The organism is Vreelandella andesensis, assembly GCF_003989795.1.
GTDB classification, from domain to species: domain Bacteria; phylum Pseudomonadota; class Gammaproteobacteria; order Pseudomonadales; family Halomonadaceae; genus Vreelandella; species Vreelandella andesensis.
This window is the reverse complement of sequence record NZ_RZHG01000021.1, coordinates 95,863-122,153: the sequence shown is the minus strand read 5'-3', so window position 1 is coordinate 122,153 and position 26,291 is coordinate 95,863. Positions and strand designations below refer to the sequence as shown.

26 protein-coding genes and 1 tRNA gene are annotated in these 26,291 nt (G+C 52.7%); 10 read left to right on the top strand and 17 right to left on the bottom strand.

Translation table 11 applies throughout. The annotated features are described in order from the left end of the window. Positions 1 to 77 precede the first annotated feature (77 nt). The 7 genes from rlmN to trmJ form a co-directional block, all read right to left on the bottom strand. Complete coding sequence (rlmN, locus tag ELY33_RS12435; RefSeq protein WP_126948232.1) at positions 78 to 1,262, bottom strand: dual-specificity RNA methyltransferase RlmN; 1,185 nt, start codon at positions 1,260 to 1,262, stop codon at positions 78 to 80. A gap of 85 nt (positions 1,263 to 1,347) precedes the next feature. Further along, positions 1,348 to 1,773 (bottom strand): nucleoside-diphosphate kinase, encoded by a 426-nt coding sequence (ndk, locus tag ELY33_RS12430; protein WP_126948231.1) that lies wholly within the window; start codon positions 1,771 to 1,773, stop codon positions 1,348 to 1,350. Positions 1,774 to 1,939: 166 nt separating this feature from the next. Further along, entirely contained in the window at positions 1,940 to 2,266 is a 327-nt protein-coding gene (locus ELY33_RS12425; RefSeq protein ID WP_126948230.1) for a HesB/IscA family protein, read from the bottom strand. Between the two features lie 58 nt (positions 2,267 to 2,324). Continuing rightward, positions 2,325 to 3,491 (bottom strand): aminotransferase class V-fold PLP-dependent enzyme, encoded by a 1,167-nt coding sequence (locus tag ELY33_RS12420; RefSeq protein ID WP_126948229.1) that lies wholly within the window; start codon positions 3,489 to 3,491, stop codon positions 2,325 to 2,327. Between the two features lie 31 nt (positions 3,492 to 3,522). Beyond that, positions 3,523 to 3,990 carry a Fe-S cluster assembly transcriptional regulator IscR gene (gene iscR, locus ELY33_RS12415; protein WP_126948228.1) on the bottom strand — a complete coding sequence of 156 codons (468 nt, stop codon included), beginning with the start codon at positions 3,988 to 3,990 and terminating at the stop codon, positions 3,523 to 3,525. 76 nt (positions 3,991 to 4,066) lie between these two features. After that, positions 4,067 to 4,996, bottom strand: a complete 930-nt coding sequence (cysE, locus tag ELY33_RS12410; protein WP_126948227.1) for a serine O-acetyltransferase — start codon at positions 4,994 to 4,996, stop codon at positions 4,067 to 4,069. 134 nt (positions 4,997 to 5,130) lie between these two features. Next, positions 5,131 to 5,883 carry a tRNA (cytosine(32)/uridine(32)-2'-O)-methyltransferase TrmJ gene (trmJ, locus tag ELY33_RS12405; protein WP_126948226.1) on the bottom strand — a complete coding sequence of 251 codons (753 nt, stop codon included), beginning with the start codon at positions 5,881 to 5,883 and terminating at the stop codon, positions 5,131 to 5,133. A 142-nt stretch (positions 5,884 to 6,025) separates the two neighbouring features. Between trmJ and ELY33_RS12400 the strand changes: the two genes are divergently transcribed. Beyond that, positions 6,026 to 6,820, top strand: a complete 795-nt coding sequence (locus tag ELY33_RS12400; RefSeq protein WP_126948225.1) for an inositol monophosphatase family protein — start codon at positions 6,026 to 6,028, stop codon at positions 6,818 to 6,820. Positions 6,821 to 6,919: 99 nt separating this feature from the next. On the opposite strand, the gene secF is transcribed toward ELY33_RS12400, so the two are convergent. The 5 genes from secF to queA all read right to left on the bottom strand — a co-directional run bounded on the left by secF (position 6,920) and on the right by queA (position 12,556). Then, positions 6,920 to 7,846: a protein translocase subunit SecF gene (secF, locus tag ELY33_RS12395; protein ID WP_126948224.1), complete on the bottom strand. Its 927-nt coding sequence runs from the start codon at positions 7,844 to 7,846 to the stop codon at positions 6,920 to 6,922. Between the two features lie 109 nt (positions 7,847 to 7,955). Beyond that, positions 7,956 to 9,809 carry a protein translocase subunit SecD gene (secD, locus tag ELY33_RS12390; protein WP_126948223.1) on the bottom strand — a complete coding sequence of 618 codons (1,854 nt, stop codon included), beginning with the start codon at positions 9,807 to 9,809 and terminating at the stop codon, positions 7,956 to 7,958. 134 nt (positions 9,810 to 9,943) lie between these two features. Further along, the gene (yajC, locus tag ELY33_RS12385; protein ID WP_083001259.1) at positions 9,944 to 10,270 is read right to left on the bottom strand and encodes a preprotein translocase subunit YajC; all 327 of its coding nucleotides are present in this window, start codon (positions 10,268 to 10,270) and stop codon (positions 9,944 to 9,946) included. A 71-nt stretch (positions 10,271 to 10,341) separates the two neighbouring features. Further along, the gene (gene tgt / locus ELY33_RS12380) at positions 10,342 to 11,460 is read right to left on the bottom strand and encodes a tRNA guanosine(34) transglycosylase Tgt (RefSeq protein ID WP_126948222.1); all 1,119 of its coding nucleotides are present in this window, start codon (positions 11,458 to 11,460) and stop codon (positions 10,342 to 10,344) included. 64 nt (positions 11,461 to 11,524) lie between these two features. Next, entirely contained in the window at positions 11,525 to 12,556 is a 1,032-nt protein-coding gene (gene queA / locus ELY33_RS12375; protein ID WP_126948221.1) for a tRNA preQ1(34) S-adenosylmethionine ribosyltransferase-isomerase QueA, read from the bottom strand. A 113-nt stretch (positions 12,557 to 12,669) separates the two neighbouring features. On the opposite strand from queA, the gene ELY33_RS12370 reads away from it, so the two are divergent. Beyond that, positions 12,670 to 12,756, top strand: a tRNA-Leu gene (locus tag ELY33_RS12370). Positions 12,757 to 12,820: 64 nt separating this feature from the next. Here the strand turns inward: ELY33_RS12370 and ELY33_RS12365 are convergent. Then, a complete protein-coding gene (locus ELY33_RS12365) occupies positions 12,821 to 13,837 on the bottom strand; it encodes a tyrosine-type recombinase/integrase (RefSeq protein WP_126948220.1) in 1,017 nt (338 codons plus the stop codon). A 536-nt stretch (positions 13,838 to 14,373) separates the two neighbouring features. On the opposite strand from ELY33_RS12365, the gene ELY33_RS12360 reads away from it, so the two are divergent. Then, positions 14,374 to 15,129 (top strand): hypothetical protein, encoded by a 756-nt coding sequence (locus ELY33_RS12360; RefSeq protein WP_126948219.1) that lies wholly within the window; start codon positions 14,374 to 14,376, stop codon positions 15,127 to 15,129. Positions 15,130 to 15,232: 103 nt separating this feature from the next. Further along, positions 15,233 to 16,393, top strand: a complete 1,161-nt coding sequence (locus ELY33_RS12355) for a hypothetical protein (RefSeq protein ID WP_126948218.1) — start codon at positions 15,233 to 15,235, stop codon at positions 16,391 to 16,393. A 515-nt stretch (positions 16,394 to 16,908) separates the two neighbouring features. On the opposite strand, the gene ELY33_RS12350 is transcribed toward ELY33_RS12355, so the two are convergent. The 4 genes from ELY33_RS12350 to ELY33_RS12335 all read right to left on the bottom strand — a co-directional run bounded on the left by ELY33_RS12350 (position 16,909) and on the right by ELY33_RS12335 (position 21,685). After that, positions 16,909 to 18,588, bottom strand: coding sequence for a DUF3987 domain-containing protein (locus ELY33_RS12350; RefSeq protein WP_126948217.1), 1,680 nt, complete (start codon positions 18,586 to 18,588; stop codon positions 16,909 to 16,911). A gap of 129 nt (positions 18,589 to 18,717) precedes the next feature. Beyond that, positions 18,718 to 19,518 carry an XRE family transcriptional regulator gene (locus ELY33_RS12345; protein ID WP_126948216.1) on the bottom strand — a complete coding sequence of 267 codons (801 nt, stop codon included), beginning with the start codon at positions 19,516 to 19,518 and terminating at the stop codon, positions 18,718 to 18,720. Between the two features lie 383 nt (positions 19,519 to 19,901). Further along, a complete protein-coding gene (locus tag ELY33_RS18390; protein ID WP_422822293.1) occupies positions 19,902 to 20,363 on the bottom strand; it encodes a helix-turn-helix domain-containing protein in 462 nt (153 codons plus the stop codon). A 176-nt stretch (positions 20,364 to 20,539) separates the two neighbouring features. Then, positions 20,540 to 21,685, bottom strand: a complete 1,146-nt coding sequence (locus ELY33_RS12335) for a YagK/YfjJ domain-containing protein (protein WP_167470083.1) — start codon at positions 21,683 to 21,685, stop codon at positions 20,540 to 20,542. A 618-nt stretch (positions 21,686 to 22,303) separates the two neighbouring features. Between ELY33_RS12335 and ELY33_RS12330 the strand changes: the two genes are divergently transcribed. From ELY33_RS12330 to radC, 6 genes are all read left to right on the top strand, one after another. Next, the gene (locus ELY33_RS12330) at positions 22,304 to 22,660 is read left to right on the top strand and encodes a hypothetical protein (protein WP_126948214.1); all 357 of its coding nucleotides are present in this window, start codon (positions 22,304 to 22,306) and stop codon (positions 22,658 to 22,660) included. A 118-nt stretch (positions 22,661 to 22,778) separates the two neighbouring features. Next, positions 22,779 to 23,747 carry a DUF932 domain-containing protein gene (locus ELY33_RS12325; RefSeq protein ID WP_126948213.1) on the top strand — a complete coding sequence of 323 codons (969 nt, stop codon included), beginning with the start codon at positions 22,779 to 22,781 and terminating at the stop codon, positions 23,745 to 23,747. 134 nt (positions 23,748 to 23,881) lie between these two features. Next, positions 23,882 to 24,076, top strand: a complete 195-nt coding sequence (locus tag ELY33_RS12320; RefSeq protein ID WP_126948212.1) for a hypothetical protein — start codon at positions 23,882 to 23,884, stop codon at positions 24,074 to 24,076. 63 nt (positions 24,077 to 24,139) lie between these two features. Further along, positions 24,140 to 24,925, top strand: coding sequence for an ERF family protein (locus ELY33_RS12315; RefSeq protein ID WP_126948211.1), 786 nt, complete (start codon positions 24,140 to 24,142; stop codon positions 24,923 to 24,925). A gap of 50 nt (positions 24,926 to 24,975) precedes the next feature. After that, a complete protein-coding gene (locus ELY33_RS12310; protein WP_126948210.1) occupies positions 24,976 to 25,587 on the top strand; it encodes a lambda exonuclease family protein in 612 nt (203 codons plus the stop codon). A gap of 91 nt (positions 25,588 to 25,678) precedes the next feature. Next, positions 25,679 to 26,176 (top strand): RadC family protein, encoded by a 498-nt coding sequence (gene radC, locus ELY33_RS12305; RefSeq protein ID WP_126948209.1) that lies wholly within the window; start codon positions 25,679 to 25,681, stop codon positions 26,174 to 26,176. Positions 26,177 to 26,291 lie beyond the last annotated feature (115 nt).

Genomic DNA, 26,291 nt, shown 5'->3' with positions numbered 1-26,291 from the left:
GCAACATTGCGATAATGGTGGTTTGAAAACCTGTCCATCAAAGCGCTGCATACAGCGTAAGTCAAGATAATGGCGGTTTAGTCCGCATCAAGCTGCACGGACTGAATATAGCGTGCACTTCGCTTAGTGCGGTCTTTCACACGCCCGACCAATTGGCCACAAGCAGCGTCAATATCATCGCCTCGTGTTATGCGGACGGTAGCGTTATAACCCAGGTCATATAGCCATTGCTGAAAGCGCATCACTTGGTTGCGCGAGGGCTTTTCATAGCCTGAGTTAGGGAATGGGTTAAACGGTATCAAATTGATTTTACAGGGCAGTTCTTTCAATAGCGCCGCCATTTGCTCGGCATGCTCCTGCTGGTCGTTCACATCTCTAATGAGTGTGTATTCAATGGTAACCTGACGATTATCCGGGCATTTGGAAAGGTAACGGTGACAAGCGTCCAGAAGTGCGCGGATATTATATTTACGATTAATCGGTACTAGCTCGTTGCGTAGCTCATCGGTAGAGGCATGCAACGAAATGGCTAAGCTAACGTCAATTTCATCGCCAAGCTTATCTATCATCGGCACAACGCCTGAGGTTGAAAGCGTGACGCGGCGTTTAGAAAGTCCATAGCCGTTATCGTCTAGCATCAGCTTCATTGCTGGCACAACGTTATCAAAGTTGAGCAGCGGCTCGCCCATGCCCATCATGACTACGTTGGTCACCGGGCGATTGGCGGTGTCGCGACGCGGGCCAACGCTACGCTGGGCGACCCACACTTGGCCGATAATTTCGGCGGCGGTCAGGTTGCGCTGGAAGCCTTGTTTGCCTGTCGAGCAAAAGCTGCAGTCTAACGAGCAGCCTACTTGGGATGAGACGCAGAGTGTACGGCGCTTGCCGTTCTCTGCAGGAATCAGCACCGTTTCCACGTAACTGCCATCTTCTACTTCCAAGACCCACTTGCGTGTGCCGTCGGTAGAAGTCCCTTCATAGACAACGCCAGGACCACGAATCTCAGCCACGGTTGCAAGTTTTTCTCGCAACGGCTTCGATAGATTGGTCATCAAGGAAAAGTCATCGCTACCTTCCTGGTGAATCCACTTCATTACCTGGGCAGCGCGGAATTTCTTTTCACCAATCGACAAAAAGAAATCCTCCATCTGCTCACGAGACATACCAAGCAGGTTCTGGCGCTCTGGCGCGTTAGTGGCGGCAGGTTCGCTTTCAGTCGAGGAGCGAGAGGAAGGCGTATGTTGAGCTACGGTAGTGGTCATGGCGGTCAGCGTTCAGAGAAAAGGCGGGGGCATAACCCCCGCGAAAATGGCCGGCAACGGATGTTGAATCGGCGGCACGCTTGGTTTAGCGCGGGCAAATTTCATCGTTACCGAAGAAGTAGCTAATTTCGCGTTCAGCGCTTTCCGGAGAATCAGAACCATGGACAGCGTTAGCGTCAATTGTTTCCGCAAAGTCAGCGCGGATAGTGCCGGGTGCCGCTTCTTTCGGGTTAGTAGCGCCCATCAAATCGCGGTTTTTAGCAATAGCGCCTTCGCCTTCCAATACTTGAACGACGACGGGGCCAGAGGTCATGAAGCCAACGAGGTCTTTAAAGAAAGGACGCTCTTTGTGTTCGGCGTAGAAACCGCCAGCTTTATCTTCAGAAAGATGAACCATCTTAGCCGCAATAACGTTCAAGCCTGCTTTTTCAAAGCGAGAAATGATGTCGCCAATCGCATTTTTAGCAACGGCATCAGGCTTGATAATAGAAAGGGTACGTTCAATAGCCATGGTGGAATCTCCTTAAGAGGCATAAACCAGAAGTGCCGCCCCGGAAAGCCGAGGCGGCGCAGGAAAAATGAGTCGGCAGTACTGCTTTTGCATTACCGGTTGCCGAGTGGGCGCGATTATAGCGCCTCAAGGGGATGATGAATACCGGTGATGCAGCGCTAACCACTTAGACCGTGAAGCTTTCGCCACAGCCGCACTCATCTTTCACGTTAGGATTGTTGAAACGGAAAAACCGATTCAGTCCTTCGCTTACATAGTCCACTTCACTGCCGTTGAGTATTTCTAGCGCGTCCGGAGCGACATACACGCTGGCGCCATGCTCCTCAAAGCGGATTTCGTCATCGTTGACGTCATCGGCAAAATCGAGCACGTAGCTATAGCCTGAGCAGCCGCTAGGCTTAACGGAAACACGCAGCCCAAGGCCCTGGCCACGCTCATCGAGAACGTGACGGATTTGCTGAGCAGCAGAAGGGGTAATGTTGAGAGTTGCCATTGGGGCGTCCTCCTTAAAGAAGTCGGTAGGCTGGTTGCTTAGTGGTGGCATCAGCCGTTTAACGCGTTGAGCGTAGTCCGCATAACGCGTGGCGCAGTAGTGTCAGCGCGTAATCAATGTCGGCATCGGTGGTAAAACGCCCAAAGCTAAAACGCAACGACGAGAGTGCAAGGGCGCGCGGCGTACCAATTCCCAATAAAACATAGGAAGGGTCGACGCTAGCAGAGTTACAGGCAGAGCCGGTTGACACGGCCACATCGCGCAGTGCCATCAATAGGGATTCGCCATCTACCCCTTGAAACGCCAGATTTAAAATATTGGGAACGACATTTTCCAATGGGGAATTGGCAAAGACGCCATCAACATCTTCTAGCCCCTTTAGGAAGCGTTCACGTAGCTGAGCAATATGGGCTTGATCTTCCTGCTGTTGGTGTTGCATAAGTGCAAATGCTTCACCCATGCCCGCAATTTGATGGGTCGGAAGTGTTCCGGAACGCATGCCCCGTTCGTGGCCGCCGCCATGGATAAGTGCTTCTATGCGTATATCGGGATGGCGCTTAACATAGAGCGCCCCAACCCCTTTAGGGCCGTAAGTTTTGTGACCAGACAGCGACATTAAATCGATCTGTTGCGCCACCACATCTAATGGAATGCGCCCCACGGCTTGTGCCGCATCGGTGTGAAAAACGGCACCAAACTCATGGGCAACGTCTGCCAGCGCGGCAATATCGTTAATGCTGCCCAATTCATTATTGACTGCCATTAACGACACCAGTGCCGTGTCATCACGCATGGCTGCGCGCAACTGTTCAGGGGAAGTGCGGCCGTCTCGTCCTGGCGTTAGCCACGTCACCTCAAAACCTTCGCTTTCTAAGGCGTGGGCAGTATCGACAATCGCTTTATGCTCAATGGTAGAGGTAACTAAATGCATGCCGCGCTCACGGTTGGCGCGCATATAGCCAATCAGCGCTAGATTGTTGGCTTCAGTGGCACCACTGGTCCAAACCATTTCACGTGGGTCCGCGCCAACGGTGTCTGCTACTTGGCGACGGGCCTGCTCTACCACCTGTTCTGCCTGCCAGCCCAGCATATGGCTGCGCGAGGCGGGGTTGGCGAATAGCTGGTCAACGGTTAAGTAGCGCTGCATGACGTCAGCCACGCGGGTATCTACCGGTGTCGTCGCGGCATAGTCCAAATAAATCGGCAGCGAAGAGGGGGAAGTCATCGTCATAGAGTCCAACGTGCGGTGAAGGCCGTTAAGGGGATGAGGCGAGAATGCCTGCTTCTACGCGCTGCTTCTGCCGAGAGGCAATGCGTATTACATCGGGGCGCTGCATGAGTTGTGCAAGGCTAGTGTCATCAAGGAAGTTACGAATCTGTCCTGACAGCTCACACCACAGATGGTGGGTTAGGCAGGTATCGCCTTGTTGGCAGTCTGAAAGCCCTTGGCAACGTGTTGCATCCACGGTCTCATTTACGGCATCAATCACTTGGGAAACACTGATGTCTTCGGCCGGCTTAGCCAGTAAATAGCCGCCACCTGGGCCGCGCACGCTGTTAACGAGGCCTGCACGGCGTAAGTGTGCAAATAGTTGTTCAAGATAGGAGAGCGAAATTTCCTGACGCTGCGAGATATCCCCAAGGCTAGTAGGGCCTTGAGGAGTATTTATCGCCAAATCGAGCATGGCGGTAACGGCGTAACGGCCTTTAGTGGTCAAGCGCATAACAGGCACCTCGACGCTGAACCTCAGCGCACTTACGGCAAATGTAGCGCCATTATGGAAATCCTGAGTGCTTTGGTCAACTATTGCGCGATGTCGTTGAGTCAGTCTCTGGATTAGTAGTGGAATTGTGAGCGGTTTGTTGGGTGCTAACGGCGTCTGTCTTGTTCGCCCCGGCGCTGACGTTAGAGGCGTGGCTGTTTTTGCCAACGCCTGGGCAGCCGGTGTCGTTTTCGTCCAAAATATCCGCGAAGTCTTCATCCCGCAGGGTCGGTAATTGGCCGTCGCGGTAGTTGGCATCTAGTTTGCGCAGTGTCGAGCACATACGCTCAATGCGCTCATCGACGGCGTGCATATGGTCAAGCATCGCCTGCATCGAACGTGCCACGGGGTCGGGCATATCTTGGCTAACACCATACGCATCGAAGCCAAATTTTTGGCAAATCGCTTCTCGCCGAGCCGGGTCAACGTCTAACGCTTCCTCGACATCGGGGTCCGCGCGTTTAACGATTTTGCCCGGAATGCCAACCACCGTCGCGCCTGAAGGGACTTCTTTGGTAACCACGGCGTTAGAGCCAATCTTGGCTCCCGCGCCAACGGTGAAAGGACCAAGAATTTTAGCGCCAGCGCCAACAATGACCCCATCTCCCAATGTAGGGTGTCGCTTGCCTTTATTCCAACTGGTGCCGCCTAAGGTAACGCCTTGATAGAGAGTTACGTTGTTGCCAACCAACGCCGTTTCACCGATCACCACGCCCATGCCGTGATCAATAAAGAAGCGTCGGCCAATGGTGGCGCCTGGGTGGATCTCAATACCGGTCAACCAACGTGAAAACGTCGATAGCGTTCGCGCCAACCATTTAAGGTTTTTCTTCCATAACCAGTGACTGCAGCGGTGAAGCAGCAAGGCGTGCAGGCCGGGGTAGTTGGTCAGCACCTCGAGAAAGTTACGTGCCGCGGGGTCGCGGTCGAATACGCTATTAATGTCTTCACGTAGGCGTTGAAACATAAGTGATCCTTGGGCGTTAAAAGGCGGCAATCATCATTTTTTGGAATATGGTTAGTGCAACATAGGGTTCAGGAAAATAGCTTGGGGCACACTGATGCGACTTCAAGTTTAGGTTGCTCAGTCTGCTGTTATTATCAAGATCGTGGGCGATGTTGGTCTGCCGCTTTTTCGGTTGCTGAAAGAATGCCACGCAGAATATTCATTTCCATTTTTTCAGGGCGAGCACGTAGGTAAAGACGGCGCAGTCTAGCCATCAACTGTCGCGGCTGCGCTGGGTCATGAAATTCAATAGCAATCAGTGTGCGTTCCAGGTGCTCAAAGTAGCGCTCTAGCTCGATGTGAGTCGCCAGCGCGTCATTATCTTCCTGTGCGGTGTTGACGGTGCCTTGTTGACTAAGCCATGCCATACGGCACTCGTATGCGATGACCTGAACGGCGGCGGCTAGGTTTAGCGAGCTGAAATCTGCATTGGTAGGGATATGCACATGGGCATGACAGCGCTGCAATTCGGCATTCGTTAAGCCGCTGTCCTCGCGACCGAATACCAGAGCGACATGTGAGTTTTCAGGCTGGCATTCACCGGGCAGACGTTCGGCCAGTTCGCGGGGGGATATCATCGGCCAAGGGAGCGTGCGCGAGCGGGCGCTGGCACCCACGGCAAGCGTGCAGTCAGCAACAGCGTCTTCAAGGGTAGGGTAAACCTTTGCCTCATGAAGCAGGTGGTCGGCCCCCGAAGCGCGGGAAATGCTGTCTTGGGTAATCACCTCACAGCGCGGTGCCACCAGGGCCAAATCGGCTAAGCCCATGTTGTGCATGGCGCGGGCGACGCCGCCAATGTTACCAGGATGACTAGTGCCAATAAGAACAATACGGATGCGCTCAAGCATAATGGGCTCGGTAATCAAGTGCGGGAAATGCGCAGTTTAGCATGAGTCGATGGCATGCCCGAGGGGGCTCTGTTAGAATTGCGCGCCAAAGCAGTCCTGCCACTGCCCCCGTTCTTTAACATCACTGTGACAAGGCCCGATCATGAACCCTATGGTCCAATTTACGCTGCGCGCTGCGCGTGGCGCTGTTGAACACTTTTTACGTGTTCGTGAGCGCATTGAAAATGCTCACGATGAATTTAACCTCGACCGCTTGCTAGAAGACACAGCTCGCAAAGCAGAGGCTACCATTGTTCAGCAGTTGCAGCGAGGGTACCCCCTGCACGGCTTCAGTGGCCGCTATACGCCCCATAAAGCGGGCGAAGGCGAAGGTGCTGATGTTGTCTGGAAAATTGAACCAATGCACGGCTATTCCAATTTAGCGGTGGCAGGAAAAGGCTTTGCTCTCTCAGTGGTGTGTCTCGTTAAAGGTCGTCCCGAGCATGCGGTGCTTATCTGCCCTTTTGCTGACGATGAGTATATCGCCAGCCGCGGCCGTGGCGCCCAGTACAATGACAAGCGCATGCGCGTTAGCAAGCCTACCGCCATTAGCGGTACGCGTGTAGCAATGAGCCTGCCGGAAACCTGGTTGCGCCCAAATCATTTACCGACTTACTTAACCGTTACTCAACAGCTAGCGCCCCAGGTAGACGCCATGTTGGCTTCTGGCAGCGGCCTGCTGGATATTTGCGAGCTTGCCTGTGGCCGTGTAGACAGTGTTTTTGTCCTAGGTCTTGAAGAGCAGGATATGCTGGTGGGTACGTTATTGCTGAAAGAGGCCGGGGCGTTGATGGGTACGCCTGATGGCAAGCCATCAGTGAATGCTGAAGGCCAGTTAATGGCCGCCGGGCCGCGACTGTACAAGGCCTTGATTAAGCAATTGGCACCGCATTTTTAAACGTTAAAAAATGATCTAATTAAAAAGCCCTGCTGGTGAGAACCAGCAGGGCTTTTTTGTTGTGCGCCAGTTAAGGCGTTGGCGCGACAGAGCTGTTGTTTAAGGCAGCTCTTCTTCCTCTTCGTCCAGCTCTTTCTTGGTGGGGATAAGATCTTCCCGTGAAAGCCTCAACGGGATAAGTAGCGCGCCCGAGATATAAACCGAAGAGAAGGTGCCTACGACAACGCCAATCAGCAGTGCAACGGCAAAATTCTCAATCATATCGCCACCCAGCAGTAGCAACGCCAGTAACACCAATATAGTAGTGCCAGACGTGGCGAGCGTGCGGGATAGCGTGGCATTGATCGCTTCGTTGAAGATTTGCGGCATATCATCAATGCGCGATGTGCGAATAGTCTCGCGGATACGGTCATAGACAACAATCGTATCGTTTAGCGAATAGCCAATAACAGCCAAGATCGCTGCCAATACCGTTAGATCGAAGTCCAGCTGAAACAACGCAAAGATACCGACAACGATGATGACATCGTGTAGCAGGGCCAGCAGGGCGCCAAGAGCAAATTTGTATTGAAAGCGGAAGGCAACGTAAAGCATTACCACGCCCAAAGCCACCATTAGGCCTAAGCCACTTTGGTCACGTAACTGGTCGCCGACCTGTGCGCCAACAAACTCGGCCCGCACGAGGCTAACGCTATCGCCATTGGCGCGTAGCAAACTGACGACTTCGTTGCCGACATCAGCATCGAACGCCTGCTGAAGGCGAATAAGTACTTCTGTCGACGCTCCAAACGTTTGTACCGACACGTCTTGGAAGCCACTGTCTTCGAGTAATTGACGAATAGCGTCTAGGGAAGGCGCTGCGCCGTAGCGCACTTCGACCAGCGTACCGCCAGTAAAGTCCAGCCCAAGATTTAGCTGCTGAAAAATAATCGCGCCAATCGATATTACTAGCAGCACGGCAGAGATAACGAACGCAAGGTTTCGTCGTCCCATAAAGTCGATTTGCAGTTGTGATAGGGGTTTCATTACCACCTCTTAAAGTCTGGGCTAAGCACGTGGTTCAGATCCATGCTTTTCAAATCCATGCTTTTCAAATCTATGTCATTCAGATCTATGTCATTCAGATCCATGCTTATTAAATCCACAGCTTTTTGACGGGTTTGCTGCCATAGGTCAGGTTGACCATGGCGCGCGTCACCAGCAGTGCCGTAAACATGGAGGTCAAAATGCCAATAGAGAGCGTAACGGCAAACCCTTTCACCGGGCCGGTACCGATCGAAAATAGAATCACGGCTACCAATAGCGTGGTGATGTTGGCATCCACGATAGAGGTGAAGGCGCGCTCGTAGCCCGCATGGATCGCCTGCTGAATGGACAGGCCGTTGCGCAATTCTTCGCGTATGCGCTCGAATATCAGCACGTTGGCATCCACTGCCATGCCTAGCGTAAGAACGATCCCAGCAATGCCCGGTAGCGTTAACGTGGCACCTAGCATCGACATCACAGCGACGAGCAGCGTTAAGTTTAGCGCCAGAGCGATGTTGGCAAACACACCAAACACTTTGTAGCGTACCAGCATAAACAGAACGACTAGCAGCAAGCCGATTTGAACTGACAGCAGGCCACGTTCAATGTTTTCGGCACCCAGACTTGGGCCAATGGTGCGCTCCTGCACAAAGTAGATAGGGGCGGCCAATGAACCAGAGCGAAGCAGAAGTGAAAGCTCTGCCGCTTCCGTTGGTGAGTCTAAGCCGGTGATCCGGAAGCTATTGCCCAGCGCACTTTGGATGGTGGCAAGGCTGATCAAGCCGCGTTCGGTGTAAGGCTCACGTACAGTCGTTTCTTCGCCCGTTTCGGGGTCTATTTCTACCCGGTCTTCACTTTTATGCTCAATGAACAGCACTGCCATATTGCGCCCGATGTTGGTGCGCGTGGCGCGGTTCATTAGCGTACCGCCGGTGCCGTCTAGGTTAATGTTGACCTGTGGACGACCATTTTCATCAAAGCTATTGCTCGCGTTGGATACGCTGTCACCGGTAATAATGACATCGCGCATTAACACTGCTGAACGGGCTGGTTCATTACGAAATGCGAAGCGCTCGGTTTCCGCATCAGGCGTATCGTTGCGCGCCTCTAGGCGAAACTCCAGGTTCGCCGTCGCGCCTACAATGCGCTTTGCCGCCACGGTATCTTGAACGCCGGGCAACTCAACGACGATTTGACTAGGACCTTGGCGTTGAACCATCGGCTCAGCCACACCCAGTTCGTTCACGCGATTACGTAGCGTGGTTAAGTTTTGATTAATCGCATAGTCCTGAATCTCGCTAACGGTTTGATCGGTTAGCGTCATCACGAGGCTAGCGGCGCGGCCATCGCCTTCACTGCTATATTCAAAGTTAGGAAAGTCGCGGTTAATCAAGCGCCGAGCGGTATCGCGGTCTTCTGTGCTTCCAAAGTCGATTGAAAGTGAGCGCTCTTCGATGGTGGTATTACGATAGCGAATGCGCTCTGTTCGAAGCAGTTCACGCATGGCGCTGGCATTCACTTCCAGGCGCTGGGTAAGCGCGGCGTCCATATCCACTTCGAGTAAGAAGTGTACGCCTCCGCGTAAATCGAGGCCCAGCGTCATGGGGGATGCGGAAAAGGCTTGCAGCCAACCAGGGGTAGCGTCAGCGAGGTTGAGTGCGACAGTTGCGTCACTGCCAAGCACGTCGGTGGCAATATCACGAGCATCTAGCTGATCATCGTCATTCTGCAGGCGAATCAGCCATTGGCCATTCGCTTCTTCAATAGCTTTAATAGCAATATCGCTATCAAGGAGTGCTTCTTCAACGCGGGATATTTGCCGTTCATCCAGCGAGTCGCCTTGGGCATCACTAACCTGGATGGCGGGATCTGCGGGGAATAAATTGGGAAGCGAATAGATAAGGCCAACCACCAGGACGACCAGTATCAGCAGATACTTCCACAGGGGGTAACGGTTGAGCATGCAAGCCCTGCCTTCAATTACAAACGGAATTGCTGTGCACGGACAAACCGCGCACAGCAAAGTTCACCATCGTGGCTACCATGTCACCCCTGCCGGGGTGGCTGGCACTGAATCGGCAGGGGGAGATGCAGGCGTTAGATGGACTTAATAGTACCTTTAGGAAGTACGGCAGCAACGGCATTTTTCTGCACGTTAACTTCGGTGCCTTCAGACACTTCCAGGGTTAGGAACTCATCATTAACTTTGGTCACGCGACCAACAAGGCCGCCACCGATGACGACTTCATCGCCTTTGGCCAAGCTGGTAACCAGCTGTTTGTGTTGCTTAGCGCGCTTCGCCTGGGGGCGCCACAGCAGGAAGTAAAAAATCAGTACAAAACCAACCAGCATAACAATTTGCGCGATGCCACCGCCGGCTGCGGCTTCTTGGGCATGGGCTGGTGAGATGAAGAAATCCAGCATTGCAGAGAACTCCTGGGTTAGAAAACTCAATGGGTGAACCGATTAAACCAACCGCCAACGGCGGGAGGCGATTAATTCGCTAGGGGAGGCACTGGCAGACCGCGCTGAGCGTAAAAGCCTTCCACAAAGGTCGTCAATGTACCCGCTTCGATTGCCGCGCGCAAATCAGCCATTACCCGTTGGTAGTAGCGTAAGTTATGGATGGTATTGAGCATGGAACCGAGCATTTCGTTGCAACGATCCAGATGGTGCAGATAGCCACGTGAGAAATTCTTACAGGTATAGCAGTCGCACGCCTCATCAAGCGGTCGGGTATCAAAGCGATGCTTGGCGTTACGGATCTTGACGGTACCTTCTGACGTAAACAGGTGGCCGTTGCGTGCATTACGGGTGGGCATCACGCAATCAAACATGTCAACGCCGCGGCGCACGCCTTCAACCAAGTCTTCTGGTTTGCCGACGCCCATTAGGTAGCGCGGGGTGTCGTCAGGCATCCATGTCGGCAGATAATCGAGTACTTTGATCATCTCTTCTTTAGGTTCGCCCACCGACAGCCCGCCAATGGCTAAGCCATCAAAGCCAATGTCGAGCAGCCCTTTTAATGAGCGCTCGCGAAGTTCAGGGTGCATGCCACCTTGAATAATGCCGAACAGCGCTGAAGGCGAATCACCATGTGCATCGCGTGAGCGTTTCGCCCAACGTAGCGAAAGCTCCATGGATTTTTCCGCTTCTTCAAAGGTGGCGGGGTACGGTGTGCACTCGTCGAAAATCATTACAACGTCAGAGCCTAAAGCGCGCTGGACGGCCATAGATTCTTCAGGCCCCATAAACACCTTGCTGCCATCTACCGGCGAGCGGAAGTGCACGCCTTGTTCGGTGATTTTGCGCATTTCACCCAGGGAAAATACCTGAAAACCGCCGGAATCGGTCAGAATAGGCTTGTCCCACTGGGCAAAATCGTGCAGATCGCCATGGGCTTCAATAACGTCGGTGCCTGGGCGCAGCCAAAGGTGGAAGGTATTGCCGAGAATGATTTCAGCGCCAATCTCTTTCACGGAGTCTGGTGTCATGCCCTTCACCGTGCCGTAGGTGCCCACCGGCATAAAGGTGGGGGTTTCTACGGTGCCGCGGGGAAAGTGCAAACGCCCCCGGCGCGCACGGCCATCGTCGGCAAGGCGCTCAAAGTGCATAAAACATTCATTTCGCATCTAAATAACTCGTCAATAATCGGTTAGGGCGCTGGGTGCTTCGTGTTTAGCGGATCAGTAGCATGGCGTCGCCATAACTAAAGAACGCGTAGCGCTCGTCAACTGCCGCGTGGTAAGCGCGCATCATGTGTTCATGGCCTGCAAACGCGGAAACCAGCATCAGCAGGGTTGATTCGGGCAGGTGAAAATTAGTAATCAGGGCATCCACACAGCGCCATTCGTAGCCGGGGTAGATAAAAATATCGGTGTCGCCGCTGTAGGGGGCAATCTGGCCGTCACTACTTTTCAGGCACGCGCTTTCTAGGCAGCGCACGCTGGTAGTACCAACAGCAATGACTCGTTTTCCGGCGGCCTGAGTGTCGCGAACTTTCTGACAGGCCGCCTCAGAAACCTCAATCCACTCGCTGTGCATATGGTGTTCGAGGATGTTATCGACGCGCACTGGCTGAAAGGTGCCAGCGCCGACGTGCAACGTCACAAATGCACTGTTAATGCCTTTTTCGGCTAGGGCATCCAATAACGGTTGATCAAAGTGAAGGCCTGCAGTAGGCGCTGCTACTGCACCGTCGCGGCGGGCATACACAGTTTGATAGCGTTCCCGATCACTCAGCTCATCGTCACGAGTGATATAGGGCGGCAGTGGCATATGGCCGTGCTTTTCAAGCAGGGCAATCATCGGCGTGTCGCCTAAAAAGCGAAGCTCAAACAGCGCATCGCGGCGGCCTTCAACAACCGCATGAATATCCCCTTCAAAGATCAGTTCGGTGCCAGGCTTTGGCGATTTACTCGAACGGATATGGGCTAAGCCACGGTGGCTATCCAGCGGGCGCTCCAGCAGCATTTCTACTTTTCCGCCGCTAGCCTTGTGGCCGTGTAAGCGCGCTGGTATGACGCGCGTATCATTGAATACCAGCAAGTCGCCAGGCTCGAGTAGCTCAAGCAAATCAGGAAACCGGCGATGTTCAAGCGCGCCGCTTTGGCCATCCACGCATAGCAAACGGCAATCGCTGCGCTGCTCAGAGGGGTAGCGAGCAATTAGCTCGTCGGGTAACTCGAAATGAAAATCCGCGCGCTGCATGGAAATGGCTCTTTTCAGTGGTCAAACAGGCGGCATAGGATAGCGCTTTAGATGGATAAAGTCAGTCAATGTGATTGACCTGCGAGGTTATCTCCGTATAATACGCAGCCATTGCCGGTGTGGCGGAATTGGTAGACGCAGCGGATTCAAAATCCGCCGCCTTCACGGGTGTGCCAGTTCGAGTCTGGCCACCGGCACCATATTTAAAATCAGGGGCTTAGGCCCCTTTTTTTTGCCTAAAATATGGCTCTTGGCGGCCTCTGATTAGTGTCTGGTCGCAGTTTGGTCGCAGAACGCCGAGCTGAGCTGCGGCAGTCTTTTCCCAATATCGTCCAGGCCTGAATCGAAAAAATGGCTGTATCGACTCGTCACCAGCAGGCTGGAATGTCCCAGCAGATCCCGTACCCGTGTCATGCTCTCGCCCGCTTGCGCTAACAGACTTGCGTAGCTGTGTCGCAGGTCGTGAAACCTTAGGTCATCCCGTTGAATTGCTTTTCGTGCTGCTTCAAACGTCACCCTGATCGTGTGCTTTTTACTAGCAAATGGCAGGTCATGCAGCCACGATTGTGCGTCAGCGGGTACCGGTATCACACGCACCTTTCCGTTCTTAGTTTGATCTGGTCGCAATATGATGCGACCACCATGCACGTTCGATGGCTCTAGCGATAACAGTTCGCCTTGTCGCAGCCCCGTAACTGCTGCTAGGGCAATGACTTTTTTATCATCGCCTCGACTATCTGGTATCGCCTGCAGCAGTCGCCGCAAGTCTCCCTCCGTAAGATAAACATGCCGCTCGTTTTTTGGGTTGGGCTTTTTGAGCTTGTCCCCCAGCGGCTGGCTTATCCACTCCCACTCTCGGTAAGCAAGATTTAGAACCCGTTTTACTACCTGAACGTGGTTATTGATCGTGCTCTGGCTGCGTCCTTGCTTTCGCAGATCCCGTGCCATTTGCCGGGCTTTGTCTACTGCTTCAATGCCCAGCATTACGTCTGACCCCATGTAAGCTACCACTGGCCGGATTGCTTTCACCTGGCTCGCCACGTCATATTCATCTATCCAGCGTTCAACGCCTTCTAGGAAAGTACGCCGTGGCTGACGCCCCATTGTTTCTCCATTAAACTTTGCGTCGTTTATTGCAACTTCGCGTGCCGCTGTGTATTCTCGGGCCTGTTTTTCGCCCTCCCGGTTGCCAGCAAACGTGCGTTGATGTCGCTGACCGTTGTGCGTTTCCGTGACGATCCATTTGTCGCGGCTTTCTCTGTATCGGATTGTGATTCCCATTTGCGTTCCTCGTTCTGAGGGCCGCGCTTGCAGCTCCCAGCATATCTCTCTACTTCGCACTGTTCAAAGCGAACAGCATTACCTAATTGGACGTAACCTATACGGTGCTTGTTGCTGTAGACCCAGCTCACGCTCATGCCTAGTCGCTTTGCGACTTGCTCGGGCCTTAGTAATGAATTGGTCATCGGGTGCTTCCTTCTTTGGCGCTAGCTTGATGGCCAAATATTCGCTTGTTCGGGTGAGATGCTCTATCGAGTTGCTTAGGAGTGTTCTTGCATTAAGCAGCCTGTTTGATTTTTTTGTTTTTTTATGAGCCTGGTTTAAATTGGTGGGGTGTGTTCAATCAATGCTGAAATGTGCATTGCTAACTCAGCGATAAGCGTCAACAAGTAGGCAGAATAGAGATGGTGTGTCATTGGCAGTGATCACTAGGGGGTTGAAAGCGCTTAGTGATCTAAACCGGTTGAGGAGAGCTGACTGAGTTATCGAGACCTTGGTATAGTCGTTTTGTCTAATTGAAAAGAAGAGAGCAAAGCGTGAACCACACACACGAACAGTCTTTGCATGAGCAGAAACGGTTTGAGCATGTCCAGCCTGCGTTAGCGATGCGCTGGGCTGGGGACGAATTAACGGGGCATGCCTGGCATGTCACGGAGCGGGTGTTCGAGCATCTTGGTGTGTCAGATGCTGAAGAGCGAAATGCTCGCCTGGACGAGCTGTTCGCAGACTTGGAGTGTGGTAACTATCGACCTGATGAAGCAGGTGAGCCTATCGCCTTGCGGCAGGGGCAAGTTGCTCTGCAGCAGCAGCGCGATCATCATGCCGATCAGGCTCTTCGTCAGGCCGTTTCCGTCCAGTACGAATACCGAAGAGGTTTGTCACCCATGACAGCGTCTGGCATGGGAGCATTTGACAGTAGCCTGAAGCGCTCCTTTCAGCTGATGCAATCTCGCCTGCTGGAGGCTCAGCGGCACCTCACGGCGCTGGATATCTTAAACAACCTTGAAGGTAAGCATTACTCGCTGCGGGCGCATAAAGGTGGGAGTAAGCGTATCCGGCCCGCGTCGGAGCAGGAGCATCAGGTCTTGCTAGCCGTCATGGTTAAAAACATGTTGTATAACGAGCCTGAGGCGATCAATCGCCACAAAGGCAACCTCGACGCCTTGGCCGCAGAGTGGGCTCAGAAGTTGTTTAAACTCAATAATGAATATCAAATTCTTGATATTTCATGTGAACAGCTCCAGGTGGATATTCATACGTTTCTATTGAAGCGTTCAGAATCTCTTGAGTGATAAGCCGCGGGGTGGCAATAGCTTTTGCGAGGTGTCGGTTTTTTTGCATCGTTAGTATGGCTGTTCTCAGCCGAGCCAGTAGGTGATGATTTTAGGGAATGTCGTGTCAGCTAAACCCCAGCCTAACAAGCCAGTCGCTTTTAAAGAGCCTCGTCCCGTTGCTGCTGCGTCGATGTGGGGAAGGGACTGTGTTTTTGTTCGTCCCCCCTGTCAGCCTTTCAACCCTCATTCTGCGCTGCTAGGGCCAGCGGACGCCTTGGCCATGCGTGCTCAACAGACTGTAGAGCGTGTCATAGCGCTCGAAGGGTGGGAAGACGAAGAAAGTAAGCGCGAAAGAATAAAGGGTGCTGCTGCCAAACAGAGCGAGACAGAGCCACCTCCCGTTTTGCCGATCCCCATTGATAACCCGTTGGCAACATCAACGTCCTCAGTGGCCCTGAGCAAGCGCTATGCCGACCAAGTGCTCAGTCATGCGCTCTATGTCGCCCGCCAACATGCTCTCCTACAGGCGGCGGTCTCAGAACGTCAGCTAGGTGGGGATGCGCCTTTACTGTTTTCCCAGATGTCATCTTCTCTTGTCGAGGCTGAGCGGCACCTAGCCGCACTCACCATGGTGGTGCCTACGCCTGAGTGTGCTAAAACGCAGCGAGCCTCAAAGGGAGGGCATGCAAAGAACAACCCGCCGTCGCAGAAGGATCAAGAGGTGGTGATGGCCTCGCTTATCAAGGCAATGCTGTTCAATTTCTCCTCTGGAGAGAAGATCCACTGGCCAACGGCCCACAAGGATTATGGGCAGCGAATAGCGGATAATATTTGCTGGCTGAACCACTCGCTCAAGTTATTTACGTGCTATGCCAACGATCAGCAAATTCGTGATGCCGTTGAAGATGTTTTCTACGACAAGCTCAAAAAGCTCCAAGTAATAGATGAGCGGAGTGGGCCTAGCAGCCGCATTGGCCGAATGCGCTACGCACTGCATTTTGGTGGACGGCGGGGCACCGAGCCGAGCACGCAGATTCCAGGTTGGCAGGGCTTATCATTAGAAACGTTAGGCTGCATTCAGCGTGCGGAAGAGAGGCTGGCTAAAGATATTTTAATCTTCTTGCTGGAAGACCGTTTTGGTGAGCTATCTGTCACGTTGGAAAAGCAGGTCGACCAGCTCAGCTCGTTGGAGGATGTCGCCGTTTACTTTTCGAAGCTCTGGGAAGCGTTGAGTCTGGACGACATTTTTGGCAATGAGTTGCTGACTGATCTGAAAGAATGAAGCTTCTTTGGTTTGCATATTAAATGCTGTTGTTAAAGCGGCACGATCAATGGTGGACGATTTATTTTAGTTTGTACGAGGCGTTCAAAGTCTCTGGTGTATAGCCGAGCTCGCTGGCAATGGAATGGTTCTTTGTCTACTTAAAAGGATGCTGTTTAGGGGCTAAACGAACAGCCCGCTCCCGAATTTCCAGGGAATATCGTTTTGGTAGGTTCATAACTCCACCCTCTCAAGATATGGATACTCTGTTAAAATTGGGGCAGTTCACATAATGCCGATACCTAACTTGACTCCACCGGTGAGGGCGCTCGTGGCGCCCAGCACTATTCAGCCCCATTTCATGCTGAACATGTGTAAACGAAACGGGGAGTGCTAACAAGAGAATAGTTAAGCCGTTTACACAATGGCGATTTAAATCCTTTTTTTAAAGAGCTGCCTACGGCTCCCGAACGACAAAAAAGTTGTTGTCACGGGGCTTAATGCGCTAGTTGGCTGACTATATGAGACCAGTCTGTTCAGAGCTGACCGAGGCGGTACTCTTGTTGGACGGCTTGATCAAATTCCCACTGACTGTGGGGCTGTAGTGGGAATAAATCGATGACCACAATGGGCTTCGTCGGTCGGCCTTGCTGGGTATGGCGCGGATAAGGCACCAACCTGATTTCCTGCTGCTGGCACATCAGATCCAAGACCACGTTGGCTCGGCTGACGGGGCGAATAGGGCCGTTGGAAGTCACTACCTTTTTCGGTAAATAGCGGCACTGTTGACGTTTGTCACCAATATATTTTTGCATAGCAAGGTGGTGCTTTCTCTCTTCGCTCATTATGGGGAAGAGTCGTTGAAATTCGGTCGAGAATACGTTGACCAGCTCGATGGCAGACGTCAGGGTATTGACGGATATTTCGTCACTCGGTTCTTGATCGTAACTGTGAATTATCGCTGCCACGCGGAGCCACTGATCTGGTAATTTACTCGCATGATCTTTGAATTCTGCATAGCGACCGCCTGGCCGAAGATTGGATTCACATTCGTTGAAGGCCTGATGCCAGAGTGCCTTTGCTTCTCTGGAAAGCTTCAGTGTGATGCGCTTTTCCCCCAAATGGTGGTCGGCCTGATACAACTTTTTAGATATCCAGCGCCGATAGCGCTTTTTCGTCGCCTTGATATTTAATAGTGATACTGGGAGTGTCCGAAATGCAAAACGTGATGTCCCTATGGGCACTGGCTGATGACCCTCAGGGGGTTGCAGTGGGCGGTTGCCCTGCGTGGTTTGTGGGAAGGCAATTAGAGCGCGTGCCAGTGTCCCTGTGCCACGCATTTTAGCGCCAGGAGAGCCAAAGGCCTTCACAGCAACGTCAGGTTGCACAAAAATACATGTGGTAATCGGTACGTTGTAGCTTTGATCACCTTCGCCGACGCGAAAGCGTTGAGTTGCCTCGCCACTGTAGCCTTTGTTGAGAATCGAGCTTTTATGCTTGATACCGTTGGTGAGTATTTCTTCTCCCTCGGGCGTAATGATCCCTAAACTGCTGATACGCCGCTCCTTGATATACTTAGGTATTGCCTGAGGAGTGGCATCGCTGAGGATACCGATGCTTGCCCGCTTAGGCAGTATGGGCTTAGCTTTTTTTAGCCGTTCCAGTGCTTGCTCTATTTGTTCAAGAGAAAGGGAGTTAGCTGCTTTAGACATCCTCGCGTTGCCTCCCTTCGCAAGTCGGTCTGCAAAGGCATTAGTACGCCTACTCATTAAACGCTTATAGGTTCCTTCCCACACAATCTGCTCTTCAGCATAGTGTTGCCATGCTTGGGTATGCTTGTCCTCTTGTGCGGCTAGATAAGCCGTCACTGGCGCCATGAAATCATCCATGATTTTGGATTTGCGCTCTCCTGACTCAGCAATGCCTATCACGAGCTGGGAAAGGGGTAACGCTTTTCCATCGTTTGGTCGTTCAACAGTAAATTGGTTTTGTAGAACCAAAGCTCCCACGGCCAGCGCTGCCTGAACGCAAAGTAGTGGGGGTACTAGGTTTTCTTCAGTAACAGCCTGAATAATATTGGCGAACAGTCCCTTGTTCGAGCCAGTTAGTTCCCAAGTGTTTCTAGGGTGCGGTAAAGCAGGCGGGCGTAGGTCTGAAGGTAAAGGGTAGTCTGAGCCCACCATTAAATTTTGAGACTTTATGTTTGAGTATTGCATTCAATCGCTCCTTTGCTGAAGTGGGGCTAGGTAGCCCATGGCAGAAAAGTACAACGACTGAATATTTTTTTCAATATTCATTATGAATAAAATTATATCAGTGTCTTTTCCTTACTTCTTTTCTTTGCTCTAGAGAGCTGTTCGTGCCTCTAGTGCGCTCGCCAAAATTAACGTGTCGCTCTTCACTAGAGTCATGGGGTAGGCTGGGTTGAGGGGCTTAAGCAGTCGCTCGCCCGCTTCTTCAATGAGTAACCGACAGGTTAGTGTGTTGCTGGAGGGGAGCATCACGAGCACGAGGGTGTCTGATGTGACGCGTTTACCGGTATCAAACAGTACCTTAATACCTTCTGGGAGTGTCGGCATTTGGCCCATCGGAGCGGCCATGGCATCACCTTTCATCGTAAGCCAGAAACCACGCCCGGCAGCTTCGTAACCAGAATAAGCGCAGTTTTTTTTGCTTACAAACTCAGGGTCATTTAAAGCATCTAGGCGGTTTGTTTCTCGCCATGAGAGTTGTGGATAGAGATAGACGGGAGGAGGGCTAACCGATCTAGGTTTTTTAAGTGCTTTCAGAGCGCTGATGACAGTGCCGCCGACCACTGAGGCAACAGGAAAAAAAGAGGCAACCCCTAGCGATACTGACGCTATCCCTGTGGCTGTGTCGGCAGTACAAGCACCTTGCGTGTTGGTATTCTTTGCGCCGGAGTCATCTACTATACCGTGCATCAGGAAATCAGCAGATACACCTAACGTGCGCGCTATTTTTGAGACGTTGTCATATTTAGGTGATTTGGTTTTGTCATGCACAAGGCGGTGAATGCTTGGTTGTGGAACACCTGAACGCTTCGATAGCTCGCTATCACTGATGCTGTGTTCATTCATTAACTGCTTGAGACGTTTACCTAGAGTGCTGAGAGGAACCATGGTCATTGCCAATCTCTATTCAAAATTACCATGTTGAATAATGGGCCTGGTGGGTGTCAGCAGTCAATGAAGTAACAGTAATGAGAGAAGCGGGCACGCCCAGTGTAGGCTGATTAATATCATTTCTTTACAACGCCTGGTCTTGTCAAAAGTTTCTTTATTACTGTTTTCTTCATTTCCGTAAAAGTAGGCAACTATAAAAAACCTGCAATAGTGCAAATATTCGCATAATTGCAGGGTTTTTGAGTGGTCTAAATACCCAGCTCGCATATGTCTACTTCCCTTCGCCTATTCGTTTGGCTCAACTCCTTATCCTTTATTTCATTCTTTGGTCGTAGGCGTGTGTTGTTGGATATGAAATATAACGCACCCTCAGCATGAACCCAGCACTACAATATCTGCTGATTTAACATTGAGGTCGCTCGCCCAGAAGGCCGTCGTCGACCCTGCTCCCAGTCTTGGTACGTCCTTATGCTGATTCCTAAGCGTTGGGCAAATTCAGCCTGCGTGAGGCCAAGGTCGTGGCGACGTGCGTTGATTGCTGCCATTAACTCAGGCCCCTGTAGCGACGCATCGCTGCAGCTAACTGTCGCTTCAAACGCTGGGTTCAGGGGGAATGTTGTGTGCTTGGCGGTGATGTACTGCCGCCACTTACCCAGAGCGTCAGCTGGCTCCGTTTCAGAAGATGTCGAATCGATGTGCTGCATGTCGTCGCGCTGCCGAGCGTCGATCAATTGGTGAATGCGTTCAAGATCAAACGGGATGCCATTCGTTTCAGCAAACTGCCGCATCACATCGGCATGACCAGGGTACTTCTCTAGTTGAAGGGAGAAGAAGAGTGAATGATCCATTGGGTAACCTCGTATCAATGAAGACGCCCGCCATTGCGGCGTCATGGATGTGTCCATAGCATGTCGCTGCCGTAGTGGTGGCTACGGCAGGCGTCTTCGAAGGCTTAAATGACGGGTTTTACGGGGAATGATGAGCAAAGTGATACGTCAAGGCCGTGCCGCTTCACTTAGTGGGGCTAGGCCGGTGACGCATGGCGTCGAGGCCGTCCAAGGCGCTTAGCGTCAAGGCCACGATGTGGTTTGGGAGACTGGCTGTGACCAAGGTTATCACCACGAACCGTTAGCGTTGCGTACTCGTCTATTTTCGTTAAGTAATTGACAATATGCGTCAGCCCTTTGCGCTTTTTGGCATCGTGATAGGTCACTAGCCCCATCGCGTTGTCATGATAGCGCTCCTCAGCGAGATAGTTACAGTTGAAATACACACCATCACCCTTGGTGACGGTAATGTTCCAATACTCCCCGATACGCTGGGCATAGCGAATATCCTGCCTTACCTCGGCGCCATTGAAGAACAACAACAAGTGGTAGTGAAAACCTTTATACTCGCCGTACTCTAGCTTCCAGATGTAGCCCAGCAGGCGAGTAAATAAAGGATGCTGTTGGAAGGCTTTACATAAACGTTGTCGATGCTGACGCGCCATGCTGGCATCCATATACGGCGCGGCATACTCGGTGTAGCCCAGGTCCACCCGAATGACGAGCAGCTTGGCATTGCGTTCAAAGAGCCCTTCCATTAACTGATTTGCTGCACGTCGATTATGGTCACGCTTACGTGCGAGATAGCGCCGCCGTTCCCGGCAAGCGCTGGACTGTGTCGCTTGGTGAAACGTCGCTAACCGCTGCTTTAGGTCCCTAAGCAGGAAAGGCAACTCTGTCATTGTGAGTGGCTGTAATCCTTCTGTCATTATTTCATGAAGATAGTCGCAGTCCTTAAAAGCCCATAAGAAACACTCGGCATAGGCGCTTGGACGAAAGTGGTGTTTTAATGCTCTGTCTTCAAACCACCCCACCAGTACCGTATAGATCGAGAGGAGCGTTGTGATCAATGGCGAATGATGCAAGGTGGCACACCCTGGCTGCTCCACCACGGGGCAAGGCATTAAGGCGTCTATCGAGCAAGACGGCTGTAGCAGCCATTCAAGATCCTTCTCTGCTCCAACCAGATCCGATAGCCAAGGCAGCGTCTCTTTTTTTTGCTCCCTTACCGTTCCATACGCGTCCGTCGCTATCTCGTCGCTGTCATATTCCCAATCATCCAAAATAGCCCGCACATCGTCGTGTGTGGGTAGGTCATCTGAGTGAGCGGTTATGGTCTGCATGGTCATCTCCTTGGCAGTCATGGCGCAGCGCGTATTGCACGACGCTCACCAGATACCGCTCAGCATTACAAAATTACCACGCAGCCCCATGGCCCCCATTGGGGTATCAAAACAGCGAAGAGCGGTGCTGAGTTTGTTCAATCGCACGCTTAATGCGTGCGTTAATGGATACCGCTACTTCTTCCTCATGTACGTTTGCTCACGTCTCTGCATCGTCTAGTCGGGTATCTTAAGGATACCCTCTACTGCGCTACGTAGGCTTATCTTTACAGCACTATGACGCTGTTATGAATAGGTTTAGTAGGTGTGTCGTTGACACAGTTAACGCACGTAAGCAATCCGTAATAAAAAAGGACCCCAAAAGCTTAGAACGGCACGACCTATTAGTTACCGACGAAGTAAAGATCTTTTGAGGGGAAAGCCCTCGCCATTCCTGTGTGTCAGGCAGACTTTTTGAGAAGCAAAGTATCACCGAAACAGCGTTTTAGTGACGCTCTTCTCAACCTCTATACCTGAGTGTAGTGGCTCATTCAAATAACTAATTTTCAGCCCCGTATTACTTGAGTGAAGCCCTACTGCTTGGGCTCTTTCTATTCACTACACTCAAGGAAATTGCTGATGACAGCTCACTGTCCCCGCTGCACGTCCACGCAGCTTATCCCTCGTCAATTAGGTCGTCATATTGGTGCGACCACCGGTGTTGTCTCCGGCGGTACGACCGGTGCTATGGGCGCGCTTAGCGGTGCCAAAGCCGGTGCGGCTGTCGGTGCTGTGGCAGGCCCGGTGGGAGTATCGATTGGCACGCTGGCAGGCGCATTGTTTGGTGCCTTAGTGGGCGGCACCGCAGGCGGTGTGGCCGGTGCCCGGCTTGGAGAAGAGTTAGATACAAAGGTGCTTGATAACATCGAGTGCCGCGCGTGTGGTCACACCTTTCGGTTGCCGCTAGCGGAATATCCTAGCTATCCGTCTCGCTAATCGCAGCTCACCCATCCCTATCTTCCATGACGCTATCACGGCTTAGCCCGCTTCCTGTTAAGGCGGGCTGTTAAGCCGTTCGTGTTGATACCTATTGAAATTCTATGAGGAAATTATAATGGCTCATCTTGTTGAACAAATGGCTTACGTGGGCGCTACCCCGTGGCATGGCCTGGGGCAGCAGTTGTCTCGTCATCAACCATTAGAGGTCTGGCAGCAACAGGCCGGTATGAACTGGCATATCGAGGAAGCACCGGTGCGCTTTATTGCCGAAGGGGCCAGCCACCTGGGCAGTATTCACTCGTTCCCTGAGCAGAAGGTGCTTTACCGCTCCGATACCAAGGCTCCGCTGTCGGTGGTGTCGCAGCGCTATAAGGTAGTACAGCCCGAAGAAATTCTGGAGTTCTACCGCGATCTGACCGAGTACGCGGGGTATGAGCTAGAAACCGCTGGCGTGCTCAAAGGCGGGCGTAAGTTCTGGGCCTTGGCCCGCAGTGGCCTAAGCACCTCGCTTAAGGGCCAAGATGAAGTCAACGACTACCTGCTATTGGCTACGTCCTGTGACGGCACCTTGGCGACGATGGCCACGCCAACCACCGTCAGGGTGGTGTGCAATAACACGCTACAAATTGCCGTCGATGGCACCTCGCAAGCGGTGAAGGTGCCACACCGTTCAGAGTTTGACCCGCGTGCAGTGAAGCGTCAGCTGGGTATTTCGGTGTCTCAGTGGAATGACTTTATGTACCGAATGAAAAACCTAGCAGAGCGTAAGATCACTCGACACGAAGCCCAGCAGTATTTCCAGTCGGTGATTTGCGGGGCCGAGACGCCGCTAGACGATCCTTCCAAGCTGCCTAACTACCGGGCACTCAATAAGGTGCAGAAGCTTTACCACGGCGAAGGCCGAGGGTCTCACTTGGTGACGGCCAAAGACACGGCCTGGGGCTTGCTCAATGCGGTGACCGAATACGTCGATCACGACAAGCGGGCACGCAGTAACGACACGCGAATGGATTCAGCGTGGTTCGGCCAAGGCGCTCAGCTCAAGCAAGAAGCACTGGATGCGGCCTTGGCACTGGTCTCCTAGCCAACCTTGAAGCCACGTTCCTTCTACTCCAAAACGCGATTCACCCAATGATAACCACTCCCTCCACGGCATAAACGCCCAGCCCCTCAAAGGCTGGGCGTTTTGCTGTGGGGCTTATGCTGCGAGGTACAACCATGCGCTTTATCTCTGATGCTATTGAAATGGCACTCACACGGCTCACCAAACAGCTGTTAGATCACAACGCCCATAGCGCGACGTCGCTGGTCTGTGCCCAGGGCGAGTTTTACCGAGCGGAGGTACGCCTGGAGCGAATTGACCCTGCTGACATTGCCCATCACTTACCCGACGAGACCGTTCACGCTCAGTGAGCTCACCCATGCATGGGCGTTATTCGCCCAGTGTTTTTCTCTTAACGTTACAGGAGGTGCCCCATGGCACAGCGTACTCATGTAGTAAATGCGGCTAATCGCAAAGTCCCACCGTCCGCCCTTCAAGCAGACGCTAATGCGACAAATACCCCTACCACTGCCGCGCTAGAGGCGCATCCCACGGCTGATAGCACCGCGATCATTCAGGTGATTGAGCGTGCCGCACTCAACCCGGACGTCGATATCGACAAGATGGAGCGTTTGCTGCAAATGCAGGAACGGGTCATGGATCGCCAGGCCATGATGGCCTACAGCACCGCCATGGCCGCGATGCAGACCGAACTGCCTAGCATTGAAGAGCGGGGTAAAACCAACAACGGCTTCTACGCCACGCTGGAAGATATCGTCGATACCGTGCGCCCCATTATGCAGAAGCACGGCTTTGCGGTGAGCTTTCGTATTCAGACCCAGGAACGCGGTATTCAGGTAACGGGTGTACTGATGCACAAAGACGGTCACCGCGAAGAGACCAGCATGCTATTGCCTGCGGATATGAGTGGTAACAAAAACGCGGTACAGGCGTTTGGATCTTCTACCAGCTATGGCAAACGCTATGTGCTGTCTGCGCTGCTTAACATCACTACACGCGGCCAAGATGATAACGGGAGTGCTGCCGGTGGCGTCAGGCTAGTAACGCCCTTCCAGGCGGGGCAGATTCAGCGCCTGATCAGCCAATGCCCAGCGACCACGCAAGAGTGGTTCAGCGGCAAATATGGTTCGGCGGTGCAAGTGCCCCAAAGTGACTTCGATAAGCTGCGGGCCTCGTTAGCCAAGCGCGCCGTCCAATAACCGGTGTTATTACCTTTATTCACCTTAACCCTCATCCAAAGGAGGTCGTTATGGACGTGCTTCACATGGAGCAAGGCTCCCCCGAATGGCTGGCGGCGCGCTTAGGGCGCGTCACCATGTCGGAACTCAAGACCTTGCTGGTCAACGGCAAAGGCCCCGGTGGATTTGGCACTGGGGCCTTTTCGTATATGCACCAACTGATTGGCGAACGCATCACCGGTGAATTGGCCGAGCCGTTTCAAGGCAATGCTCATACCCGAAGGGGCCACGAGCTGGAAGCCGTGGCCCGAGAGCTTTACTGCGATGCTACCGGTGAGCCAGCGCCACAGGAAGTGGGCATTATCCTTAACCACCACGTGGGCTATTCGCCTGACAGTCTAGTGGGGGCTAATGGCCTGCTGGAGATCAAGACCAAGTTGCCCAAGTTCCAGATTGAGGTGTTGCTCAGCGGGGAAATCCCAGCGGAACACGTGGCGCAGTGCCAAGGCGGGCTGTGGGTCAGTGAACGAGAGTGGATCGACTTCGTGAGTTACTGGCCCGGCATGCCGCTGTTTATCAAACGCGCCTACCGCGACGACATTATGATCCGCACCATTGCCGAGCGGGTCGAAGCTTTCCACGAAGAGATGGAGCGGCGCATCAGCCAAGTGATGGCGGCGTGACCGACCCACTATTCAACAATATCCATCCATCATTAATGACATAGATGCCGGGGCCACCACCCCGGCATTTTTTTATTTTTGGGAGGCAACAATGACTCATTCCAAACTCAAAGCCGGTGAAGTGGCAGGCACTTATCACGTGACAGCGCCGGTCACCGAAACCGACATCATCACCATGGCCAAGCGCTTTGCGCGGCGTAAGCTCGCCAAAGGCCGCAAGATATCCCAGCCTTCGCAAGCGTTTGAGCATCTACAGCTACTGCTTCAGGATTATGAGTACGAAGTGTTCAGCGTCCTATTCCTGGACAGCCAGCACCGCGTGATCTGCTTCGAGGAAATGTTTCGCGGCACCATCGATGCAGCCAGCGTTTATCCACGTGAAGTGCTGAAAGCAGCGCTGGCCTATAACGCTGCTGCTGTCATCCTGGTTCACAACCACCCCAGCGGCGATCCTGAGCCTAGCGATGCGGATCGACGCATTACTGAGCGACTGAAAGAGGCGCTTGGCTTGATGGATATAAGGGTGATTGATCACGTAGTGGTGGCGAGCGATGGGTGTCAGTCATTTGCGGAGATGGGTTATTTGTAAGTATTCGATGAAGCTGTCCCTTGCTGGGACGGCTTCAAAACGCCGAAACGTATTATTTTTTGTACGCACAACGCATTATTACTCTCCTGACCGATATGCCATCATAGTCTTCTTT

Bases quoted from the DNA above. Each gene is read 5' to 3' on its own strand.
- ELY33_RS12425 (WP_126948230.1), bottom strand. From the start codon at position 2,266: ATGGCAACTCTCAACATTACCCCTTCTGCTGCTCAGCAAATCCGTCAC.
- tgt (WP_126948222.1), bottom strand. From the start codon at position 11,460: ATGCACTTTGAGCGCCTTGCCGACGATGGCCGTGCGCGCCGGGGGCGT.
- trmJ (WP_126948226.1), bottom strand. From the start codon at position 5,883: ATGCTTGAGCGCATCCGTATTGTTCTTATTGGCACTAGTCATCCTGGT.
- secF (WP_126948224.1), bottom strand. From the start codon at position 7,846: ATGAAACCCCTATCACAACTGCAAATCGACTTTATGGGACGACGAAAC.
- ELY33_RS12365 (WP_126948220.1), bottom strand. From the start codon at position 13,837: ATGGGAATCACAATCCGATACAGAGAAAGCCGCGACAAATGGATCGTC.
- ELY33_RS12400 (WP_126948225.1), top strand. From the start codon at position 6,026: ATGAACCCTATGGTCCAATTTACGCTGCGCGCTGCGCGTGGCGCTGTT.
- ELY33_RS12350 (WP_126948217.1), bottom strand. From the start codon at position 18,588: ATGCAATACTCAAACATAAAGTCTCAAAATTTAATGGTGGGCTCAGAC.
- iscR (WP_126948228.1), bottom strand. From the start codon at position 3,990: ATGCGCTTGACCACTAAAGGCCGTTACGCCGTTACCGCCATGCTCGAT.
- ELY33_RS12335 (WP_167470083.1), bottom strand. From the start codon at position 21,685: ATGCAGACCATAACCGCTCACTCAGATGACCTACCCACACACGACGAT.
- ELY33_RS12310 (WP_126948210.1), top strand. From the start codon at position 24,976: ATGGACGTGCTTCACATGGAGCAAGGCTCCCCCGAATGGCTGGCGGCG.
- queA (WP_126948221.1), bottom strand. From the start codon at position 12,556: ATGCAGCGCGCGGATTTTCATTTCGAGTTACCCGACGAGCTAATTGCT.
- ndk (WP_126948231.1), bottom strand. From the start codon at position 1,773: ATGGCTATTGAACGTACCCTTTCTATTATCAAGCCTGATGCCGTTGCT.
- radC (WP_126948209.1), top strand. From the start codon at position 25,679: ATGACTCATTCCAAACTCAAAGCCGGTGAAGTGGCAGGCACTTATCAC.
- ELY33_RS12320 (WP_126948212.1), top strand. From the start codon at position 23,882: ATGCGCTTTATCTCTGATGCTATTGAAATGGCACTCACACGGCTCACC.
- yajC (WP_083001259.1), bottom strand. From the start codon at position 10,270: ATGCTGGATTTCTTCATCTCACCAGCCCATGCCCAAGAAGCCGCAGCC.
- secD (WP_126948223.1), bottom strand. From the start codon at position 9,809: ATGCTCAACCGTTACCCCCTGTGGAAGTATCTGCTGATACTGGTCGTC.
- ELY33_RS12330 (WP_126948214.1), top strand. From the start codon at position 22,304: ATGACAGCTCACTGTCCCCGCTGCACGTCCACGCAGCTTATCCCTCGT.
- ELY33_RS12325 (WP_126948213.1), top strand. From the start codon at position 22,779: ATGGCTCATCTTGTTGAACAAATGGCTTACGTGGGCGCTACCCCGTGG.
- ELY33_RS12420 (WP_126948229.1), bottom strand. From the start codon at position 3,491: ATGACTTCCCCCTCTTCGCTGCCGATTTATTTGGACTATGCCGCGACG.
- ELY33_RS18390 (WP_422822293.1), bottom strand. From the start codon at position 20,363: ATGGATCATTCACTCTTCTTCTCCCTTCAACTAGAGAAGTACCCTGGT.
- ELY33_RS12345 (WP_126948216.1), bottom strand. From the start codon at position 19,518: ATGACCATGGTTCCTCTCAGCACTCTAGGTAAACGTCTCAAGCAGTTA.
- ELY33_RS12315 (WP_126948211.1), top strand. From the start codon at position 24,140: ATGGCACAGCGTACTCATGTAGTAAATGCGGCTAATCGCAAAGTCCCA.
- cysE (WP_126948227.1), bottom strand. From the start codon at position 4,996: ATGTTTCAACGCCTACGTGAAGACATTAATAGCGTATTCGACCGCGAC.
- rlmN (WP_126948232.1), bottom strand. From the start codon at position 1,262: ATGACCACTACCGTAGCTCAACATACGCCTTCCTCTCGCTCCTCGACT.